This window comes from Vibrio sp. YT-19(2023), from assembly GCF_033337395.1.
Genome location: NZ_JAWOQN010000039.1, coordinates 22,791 through 41,133, shown reverse-complemented (window position 1 = coordinate 41,133; position 18,343 = coordinate 22,791). Strand labels below are relative to the sequence as shown.

The 18,343-nt window shown below is 47.0% G+C and carries 14 protein-coding genes and 1 pseudogene; 8 read left to right on the top strand and 7 right to left on the bottom strand.

Going from position 1 to position 18,343, the window contains the following annotated elements; genetic code table 11:
- The first annotated feature begins 520 nt into the window (after positions 1–520).
- A complete protein-coding gene (locus R7E78_RS21105) occupies positions 521–2,722 on the top strand; it encodes a GGDEF domain-containing protein (RefSeq protein ID WP_318058206.1) in 2,202 nt (733 codons plus the stop codon).
- An 804-nt stretch (positions 2,723–3,526) separates the two neighbouring features.
- On the opposite strand, the gene R7E78_RS21095 is transcribed toward R7E78_RS21105, so the two are convergent.
- On the bottom strand, positions 3,527–4,432 hold the full coding sequence (locus R7E78_RS21095; protein ID WP_005379156.1) for a LysR family transcriptional regulator: 906 nt from the start codon (positions 4,430–4,432) through the stop codon (positions 3,527–3,529).
- 121 nt (positions 4,433–4,553) lie between these two features.
- On the opposite strand from R7E78_RS21095, the gene xapA reads away from it, so the two are divergent.
- A complete protein-coding gene (gene xapA, locus R7E78_RS21090; protein ID WP_005379149.1) occupies positions 4,554–5,378 on the top strand; it encodes a xanthosine phosphorylase in 825 nt (274 codons plus the stop codon).
- A 105-nt stretch (positions 5,379–5,483) separates the two neighbouring features.
- Here xapA and R7E78_RS21085 read toward each other — a convergent pair whose 3' ends face one another.
- Positions 5,484–6,095 (bottom strand): bifunctional 4-hydroxy-2-oxoglutarate aldolase/2-dehydro-3-deoxy-phosphogluconate aldolase, encoded by a 612-nt coding sequence (locus tag R7E78_RS21085; protein WP_005394384.1) that lies wholly within the window; start codon positions 6,093–6,095, stop codon positions 5,484–5,486.
- A gap of 9 nt (positions 6,096–6,104) precedes the next feature.
- On the bottom strand, positions 6,105–7,481 hold the full coding sequence (locus R7E78_RS21080) for a GntP family permease (protein WP_012841240.1): 1,377 nt from the start codon (positions 7,479–7,481) through the stop codon (positions 6,105–6,107).
- A 153-nt stretch (positions 7,482–7,634) separates the two neighbouring features.
- On the opposite strand from R7E78_RS21080, the gene R7E78_RS21075 reads away from it, so the two are divergent.
- Together R7E78_RS21075 and edd are read left to right on the top strand one after the other, a co-directional pair.
- Positions 7,635–8,159, top strand: coding sequence for a gluconokinase (locus R7E78_RS21075; RefSeq protein ID WP_005379140.1), 525 nt, complete (start codon positions 7,635–7,637; stop codon positions 8,157–8,159).
- Positions 8,159–9,955 carry a phosphogluconate dehydratase gene (gene edd / locus R7E78_RS21070; RefSeq protein ID WP_318058205.1) on the top strand — a complete coding sequence of 599 codons (1,797 nt, stop codon included), beginning with the start codon at positions 8,159–8,161 and terminating at the stop codon, positions 9,953–9,955. Before R7E78_RS21075 ends, edd begins: the two co-directional genes overlap by 1 nt.
- Before the next feature lie 74 nt (positions 9,956–10,029).
- Here edd and R7E78_RS21065 read toward each other — a convergent pair whose 3' ends face one another.
- The 4 genes from R7E78_RS21065 to R7E78_RS21050 form a co-directional block, all read right to left on the bottom strand.
- Positions 10,030–10,359 (bottom strand): SMR family transporter, encoded by a 330-nt coding sequence (locus R7E78_RS21065; RefSeq protein WP_005478614.1) that lies wholly within the window; start codon positions 10,357–10,359, stop codon positions 10,030–10,032.
- A complete protein-coding gene (locus R7E78_RS21060; protein WP_005379135.1) occupies positions 10,356–10,760 on the bottom strand; it encodes an SMR family transporter in 405 nt (134 codons plus the stop codon). Before R7E78_RS21060 ends, R7E78_RS21065 begins: the two co-directional genes overlap by 4 nt.
- A 269-nt stretch (positions 10,761–11,029) precedes the next feature.
- Positions 11,030–11,965, bottom strand: a complete 936-nt coding sequence (locus R7E78_RS21055; protein ID WP_005379132.1) for a LysR family transcriptional regulator — start codon at positions 11,963–11,965, stop codon at positions 11,030–11,032.
- 55 nt (positions 11,966–12,020) lie between these two features.
- Positions 12,021–13,028 carry a substrate-binding domain-containing protein gene (locus R7E78_RS21050; RefSeq protein WP_017636149.1) on the bottom strand — a complete coding sequence of 336 codons (1,008 nt, stop codon included), beginning with the start codon at positions 13,026–13,028 and terminating at the stop codon, positions 12,021–12,023.
- Positions 13,029–13,247: 219 nt separating this feature from the next.
- Between R7E78_RS21050 and R7E78_RS21045 the strand changes: the two genes are divergently transcribed.
- From R7E78_RS21045 to R7E78_RS21030, 4 genes and pseudogenes are all read left to right on the top strand, one after another.
- Positions 13,248–14,600, top strand: coding sequence for a serine/threonine-protein kinase (locus tag R7E78_RS21045; protein WP_053349772.1), 1,353 nt, complete (start codon positions 13,248–13,250; stop codon positions 14,598–14,600).
- A gap of 13 nt (positions 14,601–14,613) precedes the next feature.
- Positions 14,614–16,086 (top strand): hypothetical protein, encoded by a 1,473-nt coding sequence (locus tag R7E78_RS21040; RefSeq protein WP_042523863.1) that lies wholly within the window; start codon positions 14,614–14,616, stop codon positions 16,084–16,086.
- 2 nt (positions 16,087–16,088) lie between these two features.
- Positions 16,089–16,661: a sigma-70 family RNA polymerase sigma factor gene (locus R7E78_RS21035; protein ID WP_104979902.1), complete on the top strand. Its 573-nt coding sequence runs from the start codon at positions 16,089–16,091 to the stop codon at positions 16,659–16,661.
- Positions 16,662–16,663: 2 nt separating this feature from the next.
- Positions 16,664–18,222, top strand: a pseudogene (locus R7E78_RS21030) (hypothetical protein).
- Positions 18,223–18,343 lie beyond the last annotated feature (121 nt).

Here is an 18,343-nt window from a genome sequence, read left to right as displayed (position 1 = left end):
TTCATCTGGTGATACAGACGGTTCACTCATAAAGCGGTGAACAACGCTTCATACGACTTCAGGTCGCACGGACAGAAGTAAGTTGGCGATTCTCTTCATTACCGCTTGCTTCGGATAAGTTGAGTTTGGGGAAAATTCCCTAGGCGACTTTGTAGTTCCAGTGCATTGGTTGCTAACGGAGCCGAACGAAGGCGATTGCCTTTGACCGGAAAAGGGCTCATGTGTGTTACAAGCTCGAGAAAAGAGAGCTGACGAGTGCGTTGGTAACCACTTGCTTCGGATAAATTTGGTTAGGAACCTAAATAACAACAAACAAAACGCTCAGACCTGTTTAGAAATAGTAGCACCACCAAGAAAAACGTAAATTTCCACCCGATGTACTTAATTTCTCAACTAAATCTGAGACTCAAATGTCAGTGCAAAATAACAGCAACATGGTCACAATTTCAACGCCTCATCATTGATACGAACAACACATTAGTCTTTACTTAAATAAAGCTTGTTTCCAGTGAGTCTTTTCATGATGGACTTTATGTTGTCAGCCATCAGTTTAATGAAAAAGCATTTTGCTACGTTGGCAAAATTTGCTTTTTTTCTGCTTCTATTTATTGAGCTGTATGCGCTCTCTTTAACTAGCTTTATCCACTTTCATACGATTATCGAATGCCTCACTATCGTTGTCGCACTCATTGTTGTTGGACTGGCAGCCAAGACAAGGGCCTTAATGCCAAGGCTTGAGGATCCATTCTCATTTCTCGTCAGTCTGTATCTATGGGTGTGTCTGTTCGATTTCGCACATATGTTGACCTACAAAGGGATGCCTCTTGCCGAAGGGCTTTCTGCTAATCCTCCAACACAATATTGGATAGGTGGTCGTCTTCTTGAAGCCGCTGGACTCGCATTATTCTTTCACATTCATTTTTCTTACCGATGGCGGGGATGGGAAAACAAAGTACTGGTAACGTTGGCTGTATTAGTACTCCTTTCCATTGCTCCCTTTAGTCTCTTCCCTGATGCATATATTGAAGGCGTGGGTCTTACCGCCTTCAAAATCTATGCAGAGTTAGTGGTTATTGCACTGATCTTGGTGGCAGCGAGCGGCCTGTATTTGCATCGCAAGCACTACAACAGAAAGCAGCGCGTGTATTTCGGCTTGGCTTTTTTGTTCACCATTATGGCGGAGCTGTTTTTTACCCAGTATGTGGGGGTGTATGATCAGGCTAATGCGATTGGGCATGTCTTCCGCTTGGCTTCGTATTTCTGTGTGCTCTACGCCTATTTAAGCCAACCCCACCTTTCCTCGCGACCTCTCTCTTCGATAGCGAATCCTTTCGCGCTATACATTGCGCTGTCCATTTCCTCTGTGGGGCTCGCCATCGCCTATGCTTTTAACAGTTATGAGGAGGATCGTTACCAAGAAAAAATGCAACTTCATGACGATGAAGTTGCTTCAGAATGGTTCAACCTGGTGTCAGCGAACGTCCAGAAATATGCCATAGTGGCGGAGAGCGTTGAAGCCTACGTGGATTCCACCTCCACGCTCAATGAAAACGCATTTTTGCGATTTTCAGAAAGTTTGATTCAGGAGTTGCCCGAAGTGCTTGGCATTCGGGTTGAGACTGATGCAAAGAATATATATCTCACTAACCGTTATCACCAATCTGCTGAGATTGAAAATCGCGTAAAGGGCTACTTTGAATCGCTGAATACCCTAACCACAGCAACGAGCGGGAATGAGTCACTTCAAGGCGCACTTCTCATCGCCCCTAAAGTGTTAGGTGTCGCCCTCAGCCATCCCACTGTATCTGCCTCGAATAGCTATCATCTCTTGGCGCAAAGCAAAGTTATTGTTTTGATAGACATTGAAAGAGTCATCCAATCTCCGGCGTTGATGTCCATATTGGAGGACCATGACATAGGCATGCGATTCACTGCAGACAACGATAGCACGGCAAATACAACCATTGGCAATAGCCAATTATTGGATACCGCTGACAATACTGGTGCTCGAAGACAAAGTTTTGGTAACGGGCACCTCGACCTGGCGATATTGCACAAGCCCGCCATCGCTGAACATCCCAATAGCTTGATATTGTCGCCGTGGTATTGGCCGTTAATATTGATCGTCTGGGCACTGATCACAGCACTTATCTATCGGGTAATTAACCAGCACTTTGACATTCAAGTGGTGAGAAAGAGAATTGCAGAGCAGTCAAAGTACATTAATGTGGATGAACTAACCGGTTTGCTAAACCGGCGCGCAGCCATAGCGATGGGAGAAAACTCCATTAAGCTTAGTGAACGCGGGGGACAGCCTCTGACAGTGCTTTTTATGGACTTAGATGGGTTTAAACACGTTAATGACAGCTATGGACATACCGTGGGTGATGAAGTTTTGGTACAAACAGCAGGCAGAATAAAATCTTGCTTACGAAGTACCGACTCACTCGCACGGTTTGGCGGCGATGAATTTTTAGCCATGCTGCACGGTGCAGAATACGGCCAGCTCCGCAACATTCAACAGATTATCAACACGGTAAGCGCCCCCATAGAGGTGTTTGGCGATTCAGTCTGCGTCGGTATAAGCATCGGTTTGGCTTCTTTCCCTCACGATGGTGTCACATTTAGCGAATTGGTTAATGCTGCAGATAGTGCCATGTACCATGCCAAGCAAAATGGAAAAGGGAGATATGTACTCTTCTCTGACATTGCCAAAGCGTAATGGTGGCAACTGGTCACGCACGGGCGGCAATGTGGGCCAATTCTAGGAGAACACGTTCTGTGGCAAAGCTATTAAACAACCGTCAACGCAGATTCAGGTAGGATTTCCCAGTGTTCTCCGACTGAACATCCAAATGCGTTTTTGCATTGCATGAACAGAAATCTGGGATGAATGATGCCTGACGACGAAATGTAGCGAACTCTCATTCTAAGTAAGTCACAAGACCGGAGTTTACTGTCAATCGCGAGCTTTAAAAGCGCCAGCTCCATCAAATGCCCTCTATCTCAAGGCGTGTGCGTATCCGCCAGATATCTTCGAGTTTGAATGGCTTCTTTTGTCCTAAGTGTCTTCTCTGTTTAATAGTAGTTACCATGCTCCACCTCCATAGGTTGTTTGAATGACTAGATAATTTTAGAAATGACAATTTTGGATAATATTTCCTAATGCGAGATGGGGGCTGTCACTGTGCTTGGGGCAAATACTCTAAAAAGGAAAGGGGCAAAAATGAGTTTGTTCCCACAGGGTATCCCCCTCCACACCTCAAAAGTGCGCCTTTAAGAAGTGACTAATTTTCTGGAAACTGGTAGCATCAAAATTCAAGATTTAGGAAAAACAATTAAAAATTACTGTTTTTCTGGAAAAGGCTCGTAAGCCTTATCACACAAAACTTTCCAGATTTATTGCTGAAACCACCTGTGTAGGTAGTCTCAAACGATGCGTTAATTACGCTCTAATCGCATTGCTGATTTCAGTGAATCATTTGAAAAGGTCATCTTAGGATGACCTTTTTTTGTTATCCCATGCTTAACTCGCATTCTCTAATAATGTGCGAATAAACTCGGCTTTAATAGCACTCTCCTGCTTACCATCATGAATCAGACACAAGTCTGCACGCAGTGACTCTTTCAGCTTGATAAAACGAATCCCATGCCAATGATGCTGAGAAAACGTCGACGGAACCAACGTCACGGTATTGCTGTTTGCTACATATGCCATCAAGGTGCTTGGCTCCACCACTTGTTTGCCAATATGGGGTGAAAAGCCTTCTTGCAGACAGGCATTGATGATGAAGTTTGCCGAGGCAGAATTCGCCAAACTCATAAACGCAAACTCACACGTCTTTAAATCTTGGAGCCGCAGCAAAGATTTGCTGGCTAACTCATGTTGCTCCGACACCGCCACCACAAACACATCTTTGCCCAAAGATACCGACTGATACGGATAAATGTTGAGTGCATCAGCAAAACGCACAATGCCCACATCGATTTTCTTCTCGCTCAGATGCTTCTTTTGCGTCTCTGGGTTAAGGTCAAAAATGTCGGCGTGATAAGTGTCATGCTCAGCATGGAAGCGCTGTAACAGACGATCAAATCCGCCCCAAAATGCGCTACTTACCACACCAACTCGCAGGATATTTCTCTGGTTCAACCCCACTTGCTGCACTTGATTGAGCGAGACATCCAAGGTCTGAAAAATCAGTTGGCATTTGGACTCCAACAATCGCCCGGCCTCCGTCAGCATGACATTTCTTGAATCGCGCTCAAACAGTTTGACGTTAAGCACCTCTTCCAACTCTTTGATGCGATTGCTCAACGGCGAATTGGTGATATTGAGATTCTCAGCCGCCTTAGTGAAATGCTTGGTTTGTGCGACCTCGTAAAAGTAACGCAGCATCTTCAGCGTCACGCGCTCAAATGGTTCTGACTTCATGCATTGAGTCCTAGCGAATTTCATCATCCTCTTTTTAAGGATGATAGTAGCGAATAAAGCAAAGATAACCAGCGCAGAAAGTCACACAATGGAATCAACACACAACCAGAAGGTGACTAACATGAATCACGATCCAGTAATCGGCGCGCTACAAACCATTCGCGAACGCAAACCAAACTTCCAACCTAAAGCGGCGTTTATTTTAGGCTCTGGCTTAGGCGTATTGGCAGACGAACTACAAGACAAAGTGGTCATTCCATACGAAGAGCTCGAAGGCTTTCCGGTTAGTACCGTGCAAGGCCACTCTGGTGAGTTGGTGCTTGGTACCATGGGCGGCGTAGACGTAGTGTGCATGAAAGGTCGCGGTCACTACTACGAACACGGCTCAATGAAGGTCATGACCACGCCCGTGCGCACCTTTAAAAAGCTGGGCTGTGAGTTTCTGCTCGTCACCAACGCGGCAGGCTCACTTCGCCCTGAACGCATCGACGTCGGTTCTCTGGTGGTATTTCATGACCACATCAATACCATGCCTGAATCGCCAATGATCGGTCCGAATGATGAAGAGTACGGCCCGAGGTTCTTCAGCCTCGCCAATGCGTACGACAAAGACCTGCGCGCAGAAGCGTTTGAAGTCGGCAAAGCCAATGGCATTCACCTGAATGAAGGTGTGTTTGTCTCTTACACAGGCCCCAACTTTGAGACCGCAGCCGAAATCCGCATGATGCAAATCATCGGTGGTGATGTAGTGGGCATGTCGGTCGTGCCAGAAGTGATTTCTGCGGCGCATTGCGGCTTACCCGTATTGGCAGTGTGTGCGATCACCAACATGGCAGAAGGTTTGGGTGATGTAGAACTGTCTCACGCCCAAACATTGAAGTGCGCGAAGCTAGCCGAAGCCGATTTCATTCGCTTTATTAAGCGCTTTATGAAGCATCACTTCTAAAGCCGTTTCATTCCCAAAAGCAAAAGGGTCATCAAGTAACTTGATGACCCTTTTTTGTGTCACGTTTTCTAACGTTCGGGGGTATTTCGGAGCCGTTTGTGCGTTTTACTTAACTGCACGAACCAATTCAGCAATGCCTTCCCAATCGCCGTTGTCCATCATTGCGGTTGGCACCATCCAAGTACCGCCACAAGCTACAACCGATTTCAGCGCTAGGTAATCTTCCACGTTGGATGGGCTTACGCCACCTGTTGGCATGAATTCCACTGGGTAAACCGCCGTCAGTGCTTTCAGCATGTTTACGCCGCCTGATGGCTCAGCAGGGAAGAACTTCAACGTACGCAAACCCATTTCCATCGCTTGCTCAACCAAGCTTGGGTTGTTTACACCCGGTACGATAGTCACGCCACGTTGCTGACAGTATTTCACTGTGGTTGGGTTGAAGCCTGGGCTAACGATAAAGTCCACGCCTGCTTCGATCGCGATATCCACTTGTTCTGTGGTCAGAACGGTGCCCGCGCCAATCAACAGTTCTGGGTACGCTTCACGCATGATGCGAATCGACTCCGCCGCCGCTTCGGTGCGGAATGTCACTTCCGCACATGGTAAACCGTTTTCTACCAACACTTTTGCCAGTGGCAGAGCGTGTGCTACGTCGTTGATTGCGATAACTGGGACGATTTTGATTTCTCTTAATCGTTGTTCAAGTGTTGTCATGGGGAACCTCTAAAGAATAAAGCTTAATGTTGCGACGATAATAAACGCGATACCACCAAGTAACGTTTCCATTACCGTCCAAGTTTTTAATGTGGTTTTCTCATCCATCTCAAGCAGACGAGATACCAACCAGAAACCAGAGTCATTGAAGTGAGACAATACCGTTGCACCACCCGCAATCGCGATTACGATAAAGCAAAGGTCGAGTTCACTCAAACCTGTTGATGCTGCCACAACTGGCGCGATAAGAGCCGCCGTCGTGGTTAGCGCGACGGTTGCCGAGCCTTGAGCAACACGCAAACAGGTTGAAATCACAAACGCCGCCACAATCACAGGCATACCTGTGTCTGTAAGAACGTCAGCCAGTGCATCACCAATACCGCTTGAGCGCAGTACGCCGCCAAACATGCCACCTGCACCCGTTACTAGGATAACACCACAGATAGGAGCCAATGACTCACCACATAATTTTTCTAGTTTTGCCATGCCGTAGTCTTTGGCAAACACAGCCAGACAGACAATCAAAGTGATCAGCAACGCAACTGGGGTTTTACCTAGCATGCGTAGGAACTCAACCAGTGCCGTTTTGCCATCAATCACACCCGCAACCGCCAGTGTGTTCAATACCGTATCCAAACAGATTAGCAAGACTGGCAGCACAAGGATGGTCATAACCGTGCCAAATTTTGGTGCGTTGCGCTCATCCACCATCGCTTCGCCATTAAAGAAGGCTTTAGATAGTGGGATATCGAATTTTTTGCCCGCGTACAAACCAAATAGGTAAGCGCCAAGGTACCAAGTTGGAATAGCCACCAGAATACCCACCACCAATAGCAGACCGATGTTTGCGCCAAGGAATTCTGCCGCTGCAACCGGACCTGGATGTGGTGGAACAAACGCGTGCATAACCGCAAAAGCACCGGCTGCTGGCAACGCGTATTTAATTGGTGAGCCACCAAAACGAGCCGCCACACTTAGGATGATTGGCATCATCACTACAAGGCCAGCATCGAAGAAGATTGGGAAGCCAAACAGTAATGAAGCGACGCCCAAAGCAAATGGTGCGCGCTCTTTACCAAAGCGACCAATCAAAGTGTCTGCCAGCACTTTCGCACCGCCAGTCACTTCAAGAATTTTACCGATCATCGCACCAAGACCAACCAGCAATGCTACGGAAGCCAGTGTGCCGCCGAAGCCGCCCATCATGGTCGATACGACTTTCTCTGAAGGAACGCCAGTGGCGATTGCCGTACCTAAACTCACCATAGTAAGGGAAGCAAAAGCATGGACTTTCAGTTTAATGATCAGAACGAGTAACGCTGCAATGGCAAGGCCTGCAATCGTCAGTAGGAACGTAGGATCTGGGGCTTGGGTTAATTGCTCCATAGGTTCACCTTTAAGAATTATTGTTTGTGTTATGGTTCACATTTATTTCAGTTACCGGTAACATGTTACCGATAACATGAATAAGATAAACCCATATTTTAAAGTGAATTCAAAAATTGAGATCACGCGCAAATTTGGTTATGAGGATAAGTTATGGCTGGTAGTAGTGTCATCGTTATGGGCGTTTGTGCTAGTGGTAAAAGCACAATTGGTGAGCATCTAGCGAAAAAGCTAGGGCGTAAATTCATTGATGGTGATGATCTTCATCCACGAGCGAACATTCAGAAAATGGCTTCGGGCCAGCCTCTGAACGATGATGATCGCAAGCCATGGCTAGAACGCATTCGTGATGCGGCGTACAGCCTAGAAAGCAAAAACGAACACGGCATTATTGTCTGTTCAGCACTGAAAAAGATTTACCGCGATCAGATCCGCGAAGGCAACAACAACGTGACCTTCCTGTTCCTTGATGGCGATAGGGAGTTGATCCTTAATCGCATGCGTATGCGCAAAGGCCACTTCATGAAAGAAAACATGGTGAAGAGCCAATTCGAGACACTAGAGCGCCCAGACAACGAGCCTCAAACTCTGATCGTCAGTATCGACGGAGACATCAGCGACGTGGTGGAACGCTCTGCCGCTGAGCTAATCAAAATGCAAGCGATCGAGGTGGCGTAATGACTCACTCTGTTGTTCTTGAGGTCACACAACGCTTGACCGAGCGCAGCCGTGAAGCGCGCGCTGCCTTTCTTGCTCGCACCGAAGTGCAAGCCGAAGCTGGCAAAGGCCGTGTTGGTTTATCTTGTGGTAACTTAGCCCATGCAGTCGCCGCTTCTTGCTCTTCTGAAAAGAAAAATATTCTCGATTTTACTCATGCCAATGTCGCGCTGATCAGCGCCTACAACGACATGTTGAGCGCCCACCAGCCGTACCAAGACTACCCAGCACAAATCAAAAAAGTGCTGGCGGACTACGGCCATACGGCGCAAGTCGCAGGTTGTGTGCCAGCGATGTGCGATGGGGTGACTCAAGGTCAAGCAGGCATGGATATGTCGCTGTTTTCGCGTGACTTAATTGCGCAATCAACGGCATTGTCTTTGAGTCACAATGTCTTTGATGCCACATTACTGCTTGGCATCTGTGACAAAATCGCACCGGGGCAACTGATGGGCGCACTGTCTTACGCGCACCTGCCGACTGCGTTTGTACCAGCGGGTCTGATGGCTACGGGCATCAGCAACGAAGAGAAAGTCGACGTGCGCCAAAAATACGCAGCGGGTGAAGTCGGCAAAGACGCTCTGCTGGATATGGAGTGTCGCGCTTACCACTCTGCGGGGACGTGTACGTTTTACGGCACAGCCAACACCAACCAGTTGGTGTTCGAAGCCATGGGCTTGATGCTGCCAGGTTCGGCATTCATCCATCCCCATACCCAACTGCGTAAAGCGTTAACCGATCACGCGGCTCTGAAAATCGCCTCAATGACGGCGGGTTCTGCACACTTCCGTCCGTTGGCAGAAGTGGTCACAGAAAAGAGCTTGGTCAACGGCATCATCGCTCTACTCGCATCTGGCGGCAGTACCAATCACACCATTCATATGATCGCCGTGGCGCGTGCTGCTGGCATCTTGCTCACGTGGCAAGACATCAGCGATCTGTCGGATGTGGTTCCTTTGTTAGCTCGCGTTTACCCGAACGGCCCAGCCGATATGAACGCGTTCCAAGACGCGGGTGGCGTGCCTGCGTTATTGCACCGCTTGAACGAATCCGAGCTTTTGCATCGCGATGTGAAACCCGTGTTTGGTGAATTTGAAGACCAAATGACGCTACCGAGCCTTGTCGATGGCCAACTGACCTGGACATCGTGCCAAGGCAGCCAAGACGGTGACGTGATCGCCAAACCAGACGCCACATTCCAAAATACTGGCGGCACTCGCGTATTGACTGGCAACTTAGGCAAAGCCGTGGTGAAAGTGTCTGTGGTGAAAGAAGAGCAACGCGTGATTGTGGCACCAGCGATCGTATTCCAATGCCAACACGAAGTGGAGGCCGCGTACAAACGTGGCGACCTGAACAAAGACTGCATCGTTGTGGTCACACACAACGGCCCAGCGGCAAACGGCATGCCTGAACTGCACAAGCTGATGCCAATTTTAGGGAACGTGCAAAAAGCGGGCTTTAAAGTCGCGCTAGTGACGGACGGTCGTTTATCTGGTGCATCCGGTAAAATTCCGTCTGCGATTCACGTTTCTCCAGAAGCCATTCGTGGTGGCGCGATTGGTTTGGTGCGCAACGGTGATTTGATTCGTCTGGATTGCCAAACGGGTGAACTGAACAACTTAAGCGACACCACTGGTCGCGAGTTGATTCATTTCGATACCGAATCGACCCAACAAACTTGGGGACGAGGTCTGTTTAGCGTGATCCGCCAAAACGTATCGAGTGCAGAAGAAGGCGCAAGCTTTATTGTGTAAGCCAGACAAACAAAAAGAGCGGAGTTTGATACTCCGCTCTTTGTATTTGTCTTCGTTGTTTTTGTTTGGCTTGATTAAGCGGTTTTCATCACCACGACGGCAGCAATCACCACAAAGATACCAAACCAGCCGATTGGTTTGAGTTTCTGCTTAAACAGCAAGGCTCCACCCACTGCGGTACCCAAGATACCGATCGCACCCCAAGAGGCATAAGCAATGGCTAAGTCGATCTCTTTCACCGCTTGTGCCAACAGCGTGAATGCTGTCAGTACCAACACAATCGCCGCAATGCCCCAGCCTTTATATTTAAAACCTTTTGAGCGTGTCAGCGCCATATTGGCCATGATATCGACCAAGGCAGCCATCACGACAAATCCAAATGACATCGTAAAAAATTGACTCATGATTCGCACCTTGTACTAGTAGAAAATGAACGTTCTTTTGCCGGTTTATCGGCATTTTTCTTGGCGTTAGGCTGACCATGTGATTCCCCTAAGGTCACACACACAATGCCAACAACGGCTAACATCAAACCAAACAACTCTTGATGGTTTAAGTTGGCATCAAAGGCGATGATCGACACCACGGTGATCAACGAGATACCCAACCCTTCCCAGACAGCGTATGCCACACCGATAGATATTTTCTTCGCGGCAAATGCGAGGAAGTAGTAAGAGATTGCGATCAGTACATACATTACGATGTAGCCCCACCACCCGTGCCCTTGTCCGATAAGAGACATAGTGCTGGTACCAGCCACTTCGGCAACGATGGCGAGCAATAAAAATAGACGTGCAACTAGCATGATTAATCCTCCATCAGAAATTAAAAAAATGCATAACGGAGAATGGTGAATGCCGCGTACCTGTATCGACATTCAAAAAGTTAAAAAGATAAAAATGAGCCACTTCTCCTGACTATTTGAGATAAGGTTAGCGCTGGGTAGGAAAAAGAGACAGGTAATTGAGATATTCATTTTTGAATATCTTAAGAAGTAAGTTGTCTATGTAATCACACAATATTGATAAGGTTAAAGCATCTACTCTCTCATTCAGCCGATGCCATAAGGTGACGTCATTGCGTAAAAATCAGCGGCGTATTGAGGGTTTGTCGCACCACTTTATGCAGGTGTCTGTGCAAAGGATGGTTGCGGTTGGTTTGAAGGAAACCGCCAGAGACAACAAACTGGCTAAACTCACGATTAACGGGTGGCATTGCGTAAGAGGCGAGTTCTGGCATCAACAATGCCGAGCTTTGACTGGCATACATAATCGCGTCGGTTTCTTGCAACATTTGGCAAGCCAAACGCAAATTATAGGACTTCAGTAACACTACTGGCTCATAACCCATGCGTCGATACTCGGACTCCACGGTACAAAGCGGTTTATATGACGCAGGCGCAGGCAAAGAGACGAGTGGTAGTTTGGACACCGTGTCCCAATCATTGCTGACTTTCGACAACGTTGGGTGGTTTTTGCGCGCCAAAATCACTCGTTTTTCAACGAATAACGGGCGCATGTAAATGTCTTTCGACAGCTCGGTCTCTTGGTCAAGAATGCAGTAATCGTGCTCGCCTTCTAACATTTCATCGTGCGAGTAAGTATTCCAGCTGGAAAAGGCAAAGTGCGCTTTGGGAAAGGCTCGATGACAACCAGTGAGCAGTCGCTGCCCTTGTTCATCCATCAAATAAGGGTCAGTTACAATCGCAATCTGCCCTTGGTATTGCAGTGGGTCGAACACTTCAAATTCTTGCACCACTTTTTCCAGTGGCGCAACCATATTGTCGAACTCGGCGGCGAGACGAATCGCCATGGGTGATGGCTCTACCCCATGTGCTTTACGCACAAAAAGCGGGTCATCAAACACTTGCTTCAACTTCATCACGCCGCGGCTGGCGCTCGGTTGAGAAATGCCAAGCTGCATTGCGGCCAGCTTGATGCTGCGGTTTTCCACCACGGCTTTTAATAAACGCATTAAGTTGAGATCCAATGCATCCAGCTGATGTGCCATACCCTAACCTACCAATACCATTGATGAGCGAATACAAAGAGCAGTTAACAATTAGTTAAACACTCTCTCCCGACGTGATCTGATAGCCCATATCGAAGACTTTTTCTTCTTGCGTTTCGCCTTTCAGGCGCGCAATTAATAGCTCTGCGCTCTTTACACCAATTTGGAAACGCGGCGTATCAACGCTGGTCAGTTTCGGACTGATGGTTTGACCGATATCCAGCGCGTTATAGCCCGCCACTGCCAATTGCTGTGGAACTTGAATGCCACGTTGCTGCGCACTCAGCATGGTGCCAATTGCGATGTCATCGTTGGTACAGAACACCCCATCGAGCGTTGGGTGCGTTTCCAGTGCGCGTTCGAGCAAATCATGCGCTAAAGAAAAACTAGAATGATCACCAGTTAATACATGTTTGGGTTCTAGCCCTGCTTCTGTCATCGCGCGATCGTAACCTTGCATCCGCAATTTGGTTCGCGTATCCAGACGCGCGCCAAAATAGACGATTGTACGCTTCCCCGTATCTAGCATCTGCTTAACCACGGTGTACGACGCATCTTCATGATCGAGTCCAACCGCCATATCAATCGGCTCCGATGGCAGTTCCATGGTTTCGACCACCGGAATGCCCGCATTTTTGATCATCTGTAATGTACGCGGCGTGTGATGGCTTTCAGTTAGAATAAGTCCATCGACTTGATAAGAGAGTAATGACGCGATCTTGCGCTCTTCTTCAAGCTCATCGTAGCTAAAATGCGCTAAAAGCGTCTCATAGCCATTGGCTTTGGTCACCATCTCTATGCCCTGAACAAAGGAAGCAAAAATTTGGTTGGACAAAGACGGCAGTAAAATACCAATGGCTTTACTGGAGGACTTTGACAACATCGCCGGTGCACGGTTTTCGATGTAACCCATCTCTTCAATCGCAGTCGCAATCTTAGCCCGAGTCTTTTCTGCCACCGATTCAGGGTTACGCATATAGCGTGAAACGGTCATCTTCGTGACGCCAACCTGGTCTGCGACATCCTGCAATGTCGTACGAGTTTTCTTATTCTGTTGAGCCATAAATATGTGATTTATCAGTAATGTTACAAGTAACATTATGACGAATAGACTCTCTGCCGACAAGCTCAGTGAAAATAATTCGCAAAATCATGACGTTATTACTCCATTAGCCACCAAATTGCGTTTCATGGATTGTGAATCAAAACCGAATAAATAAATGACATTTATATCAAAGTTCTTATAAAATGCCGTACCTAAAAGAATAAGACATTAGTCACAGTGCAGTTAGGCTCTAGCGAAACCCAGATTTACTACCACCTGCTTGATCTGGACGACTCCCAAAAGCAGCAATACCTCCAAGCATTGCAACGAAGTCAACCTGAGCTGTATCGACAACTCGTTCCTCTTTTAGCCAACGAGACACCGGAAGAACAACTAACGCAGTTACTTTATTTTGGTGCTCATCAGGCTACGAACCAAGACGTCGATCTAAGCGGAGAAATCATCAGTAAGTACCGCCTAACTCATGAGTTGGGGCGTGGTGGCATGGGTGTCGTATACGCAGCTCTACGTGCAGATGAAACGTTCGAGCAAGATCTGGCTATCAAGTTTATTCAAAGCAATTTGAGCAATGTGTTAGGGCAACGCGCACTCTTCGACGAAGCTCAACTTCTCGCGCGTCTAAACCATCCTTACATCGCGAAAGTGTTTGACGGCGGTCTCCATCAAGATTCGGTTTACATCGTGATGGAGCGGGTGTTTGGTCAAACTTTGGATGAGTATCTATCTGAAAATAAGCTAGAAAAAACGGAGAAGCTGCTGTTGTTTAAGCAGATCTGCCAGGCGATGGAGCACGCCCACCAGCACCAGGTTTTGCATGCCGATCTAAAACCAGAAAATATACTGATTGATCGTAGCAAACGTCCCAAGCTGCTTGACTTCAACTTGACTCAAAAAGCGCACTCCAACCGAGAAGATTCACCTTCAGCGCTGATTGCGTTTAGCCAAAATTTTGCCAGCCCAGAGCAGCAAGCAGGACAGGTTCTAACAGAGCAAAGCGACGTGTACTCCTTAGGCAAAATTCTCGCTTTGATGTTTCCATCACCAACAATTTGGTCTGATGTTTACTGGGTGATAAGACGCGCAACGCGTCCTGCCACTCAAATGCGATATATCAATGTTCGAGCATTGCGCATTGATATCGAACGAATTATCGAACGCCGTCCAATCGAGCAGAAAAAAAACTGGCCATTGTATAGCGCCTTTCGCTTGGTACAACGACGTCCCCTTGCTTCGGTATTGTCAGGCATCATTGTGCTCTCTGGTGTGTTATTTGGCAGCGCCATGATGCAAAAGAATATCCAGCTGCAACAAGAGAAGAAGATTGCAGAAGATATGATGTACGAAATGACTCGCCTCATCTTCCACGCGAAGGGGCAAAATGTCGAACATCTCTCAGTTAACTCCATGATGGAGTTAACACGAAGGCGGATACTCTCTAACCCAGATATCCCCAAACATATAAAACAAAAAATGTTGTTGGCGATGATGACACCGGTGCCAGAGAAGCACCTAACTACACCAATGAGTTGTCAGCCAAATTGTGCGTCTAAGGACAGCACCAACCAATAAGGCTTAAAACAAGATGTATACACGTTCAGTGGTATTTTGGCTGTCTGCATTGACGGCTACGTCCACGTTGGCAGCAGACGTTTCAGTTGCCACTTCACACCCACCAGCTTCAACCTTGAAGCAAGGCTACTTTATCGACGCCCCAGTGACTGGCCTGTATTACAAAACCAGTTCCAATATCACTGGCGTCACTCAGCAAGGAGCATTTCATTACCAACCCGGTGATGTAATTAGCTTCTTCCTTGGTAACGATGATAAAGGTTATCTGCTGACGACCTTATCAAGCCAAGAAGTGCTGACGCCGACGATGGCTACAACCAAACCTAGCCGCAGCATCAATATGACGCGTCTGCTGCTTTCTCTCGACAGCACGCCTGAGAATCGTGAGGAAATTGTCCTAGCAAACCGTGTGCTGTCTGATCCTCACTTTCAAAGCCAGCTCAAAGGCCTTGATCTCAATTACCTGGATGACGCTAAACGCTACCTCAATCTCGATTGGGTATCTGTCAATGAGGCGATTGAGCACCTAAACGAAAGCCAGCAGTACATTGAAAAAAACTTTTCATCTGATGAGATCATTTTTGAACCTCGCGACATGACGTTCAAAAACATCGTCATCAAAAAGAAGGATTGGCAAGGCCGCGCTTGTGCTTACGATCTACGCTATCAGCATCATCCCAAATATCGTCCTCCTATTGGTGAAACTCGATTCACTATCACCAAAGACTCATTGATTGAACACCCAAGCATTGGCGATCATTTTCAAGGCTGCTTCCTCTCGATGAAGCGCCCTATCACGGAAGATGTCGTCGAACCGATAAGCAAGTTTGCGGATTGGTTTAATATCGTTGGTTGTTCAATCACAGGGTGCACCCGCAACGACTTGAATGGCTTCTCTCTCGAAGACTTCGATGATGAAGGCGACTGGAAGTACCGCTCCGTTGCCCTCAATTTTGATCCGAGCACCGAGTTATTGATGGAAAAAGTACAAGGTCTCGGGCGTAAAAAAAACATCCAACACAATAACCGCACAGAAATGCTCTGGTTTACGTATCCCAATACTAGCGAACACGATATTGACTACCTCGGTGTGTGGCAGCAAACCGAATACCACCAACAGTCCATGACACAATCGTGCCTATTGATGCGCCATCAACAAGTCATGCGACTGCCGCAAAATACGGACACCTGCCCAACCGATACAAGCCTGTACACCCAAGATGTTACCCGCGAATTTGCCGACATGTGGTGGGTCAACAATAGCGCCCCCAAAGCCGAACTCGCGCAAATGAACGTCATGGTACGTTGGTCAACAACCCCATCCGAAATCAATTACACCACCTGGGAATACTTGCCAGCTGGTGCTACTTGGGAGCAAGGCATTTTATATCGCTATCAACAAAATGTTCTGCGCAACCAAGACGGTTCCGATCGCATTGAAACCCACACCATTTCTGAATTTGTCAAAGTGAGCGAGGATGTATAACCATGGCAACAGCAGTAGCACTGACACAAATCATTCAACAATGGCAATCTGGTGATAAACAAGCTGAGAGCGAGCTCTATCAGTTTGCTTATTTACAGTTGCGTAAGATCGCCCAACACGAGCGTGAACGAAATGCAGAAAAGTACGGCACCGACAACAAAGTATTGGCAGACAGCGTCAACAGCACCACGGCATTGATTCATGATGCTTACCTGAAAATGTCCAACTGCGACATGAGTGAAATTGAAACAAAACGTGATTTCTTTTTGATGGCCGCCAAAGTGATGCGTCAAATCTTGATCGATAACGCACGCTCGCACCAAGCACAAAAGCGTCAACACATTACATTGATGAGAGATGAAGAAGATCGTTTCGAGCAATTGATTATCATGGATAAAGCGCTGGATAGTTTCAGTAGCCGCTATCCACGCCAATCGAGCGCACTCAAACTCAAGTATTTAATGGGCATGAAAAACCAAGAAATCAGTGAGCTACTCGAGTGCAGCGCAAGCCTGATAGAGAAAGACCTCAAATTCTCTCGCAGTTGGCTACAATCACGAATGGCGCACACGTAATCATGAACAAAAAGCTTTGGATAATCGGCGCAGTATGCGTCGGTTTGTTCGGTATTTACTTCATTTCAAACAAACACAATTTGGCATCTGTGAAAGACTCGTCAGACAACGCCGACAAGTCAACCCAGCAAGCACATCGTCAATATGAGCGCACATCTTTAGTTGAAGTAAAGCAAGCGTTGACAGGTTCTGCGTTGGATCGCACTCCTAAAAAAACGGGAGATGACGCATTTAACTCCGCCCTTTTAGGACAACCAGGCCCTGTTACGAATCCATTTCATACCACAGAAGACAACACGTTTTACGAGTCAGCATTGGGTGATAAGAACAGCCGACCACAAGAGGACCCATCAGAGAATAATAAACCCATCATCAACCTCACTGTGGAACAGCAGCTACAAACCATTATTTATGCTTGGGAGCTGAAACAAAACTCTCCGGTGAGTTATTCGCTCAACCTTAACCAGCTTTTTGAAGACCCAGATGGCGATCTCCTCACCACTCAGATTTGGCTTGAAAACGCCAATGGGTTAAGAGTCCTCAACCAAGGACAAATGATGGTGCAAGGAGCGCCTGAGGAAATAAAAACCACCACATATTTAGCGGTAGCAGCGCGCGATGATTATCACGGTAATAGCGATCATGCATGGGTCACAACGCGCTTTGAGTTACCCGTTATCACACCCGATCAAAATGACACAGAACACTCGTTAGTTGGCGATGTAGTTTATCGCCTAGAGACGACACAAAATCTTGCCGGTATCGCGTACGCGTATGAAGTGGTGTATTGCGAGGCCTTTCAGTTTGAGGGGGCGAAGTAAGTTATGCCGCCTCACACAACAAACGCCAGTGTCCTGAAAAGGGAGACTTGAAAAAAGTGGGCAAGTACAAAATCAGTGATGACTCGTTGATCGTTTATGTCCAAGGTGTACGCCAAATTTGGACCATCAAAAAAGAATACCCATCTCAGGTTCATGAAGATACTCGGAACTACTTCACCACCGTGTTTGATGGTAAACAATTCGAAAGCTACACCATGCAAAAAAACAAGCAATCGATGGAAAAACGCATCAATGTCCACACTGGTGAGTACGAATATCAAGGAACGTTGTTTGACTACCTCTTTCCCATTTCAGGAGGGGGTTACATAAACGGGACTGCTAGCAACTACATATTTGATAGAAGTGTTCAGGGTAACGAACCAGTGCACAAGCTGGACTCTGATCTCAATATGAAATCAAATCAACATGACCTATTTTGTCATGATTATTTATTTTACTGGTACAGCTCTATCGTAGCGGGGCGAGGCGAGTTTGCCGATATTATCTCTAGCTCAATGGATTTTGACGGCGTAAATCCAATACATTGTGCTGAATGGCCAGATAATTACTGGCAACGAACATTTATGTTTTACAACCTTGAATACACAGATTACGACATATTCATTCCAGGCGAAGTCTACAGTTATGTGCTTAAACCTCACCCTCAATTTGCTGATCGCGTTGAGGAATTTAAGATCAACATGATTTATCACGCCCCTGTCCTTAGCGGCACCCAATAAACCTTTTTTACCGGTGGTTATATTAACAAAACAATCATTCCCAAAATAAAACTGGAACCGTGATCAAATTATAAATTTTCCATCATAGACAAAAAATAGAAATAAATTTTACGGGTTTTGT

What these genes read in the sequence shown, in the direction of transcription:
- R7E78_RS21040 (WP_042523863.1), top strand. Translation starts at nt 14,614, where the DNA reads ATGTATACACGTTCAGTGGTATTTTGGCTGTCTGCATTGACGGCTACG.
- R7E78_RS21050 (WP_017636149.1), bottom strand. Translation starts at nt 13,028, where the DNA reads ATGGCTCAACAGAATAAGAAAACTCGTACGACATTGCAGGATGTCGCA.
- R7E78_RS21105 (WP_318058206.1), top strand. Translation starts at nt 521, where the DNA reads ATGATGGACTTTATGTTGTCAGCCATCAGTTTAATGAAAAAGCATTTT.
- R7E78_RS21035 (WP_104979902.1), top strand. Translation starts at nt 16,089, where the DNA reads ATGGCAACAGCAGTAGCACTGACACAAATCATTCAACAATGGCAATCT.
- R7E78_RS21095 (WP_005379156.1), bottom strand. Translation starts at nt 4,432, where the DNA reads ATGAAGTCAGAACCATTTGAGCGCGTGACGCTGAAGATGCTGCGTTAC.
- R7E78_RS21065 (WP_005478614.1), bottom strand. Translation starts at nt 10,359, where the DNA reads ATGAGTCAATTTTTTACGATGTCATTTGGATTTGTCGTGATGGCTGCC.
- R7E78_RS21055 (WP_005379132.1), bottom strand. Translation starts at nt 11,965, where the DNA reads ATGGCACATCAGCTGGATGCATTGGATCTCAACTTAATGCGTTTATTA.
- R7E78_RS21080 (WP_012841240.1), bottom strand. Translation starts at nt 7,481, where the DNA reads ATGGAGCAATTAACCCAAGCCCCAGATCCTACGTTCCTACTGACGATT.
- R7E78_RS21075 (WP_005379140.1), top strand. Translation starts at nt 7,635, where the DNA reads ATGGCTGGTAGTAGTGTCATCGTTATGGGCGTTTGTGCTAGTGGTAAA.
- edd (WP_318058205.1), top strand. Translation starts at nt 8,159, where the DNA reads ATGACTCACTCTGTTGTTCTTGAGGTCACACAACGCTTGACCGAGCGC.
- xapA (WP_005379149.1), top strand. Translation starts at nt 4,554, where the DNA reads ATGAATCACGATCCAGTAATCGGCGCGCTACAAACCATTCGCGAACGC.
- R7E78_RS21085 (WP_005394384.1), bottom strand. Translation starts at nt 6,095, where the DNA reads ATGACAACACTTGAACAACGATTAAGAGAAATCAAAATCGTCCCAGTT.
- R7E78_RS21060 (WP_005379135.1), bottom strand. Translation starts at nt 10,760, where the DNA reads ATGCTAGTTGCACGTCTATTTTTATTGCTCGCCATCGTTGCCGAAGTG.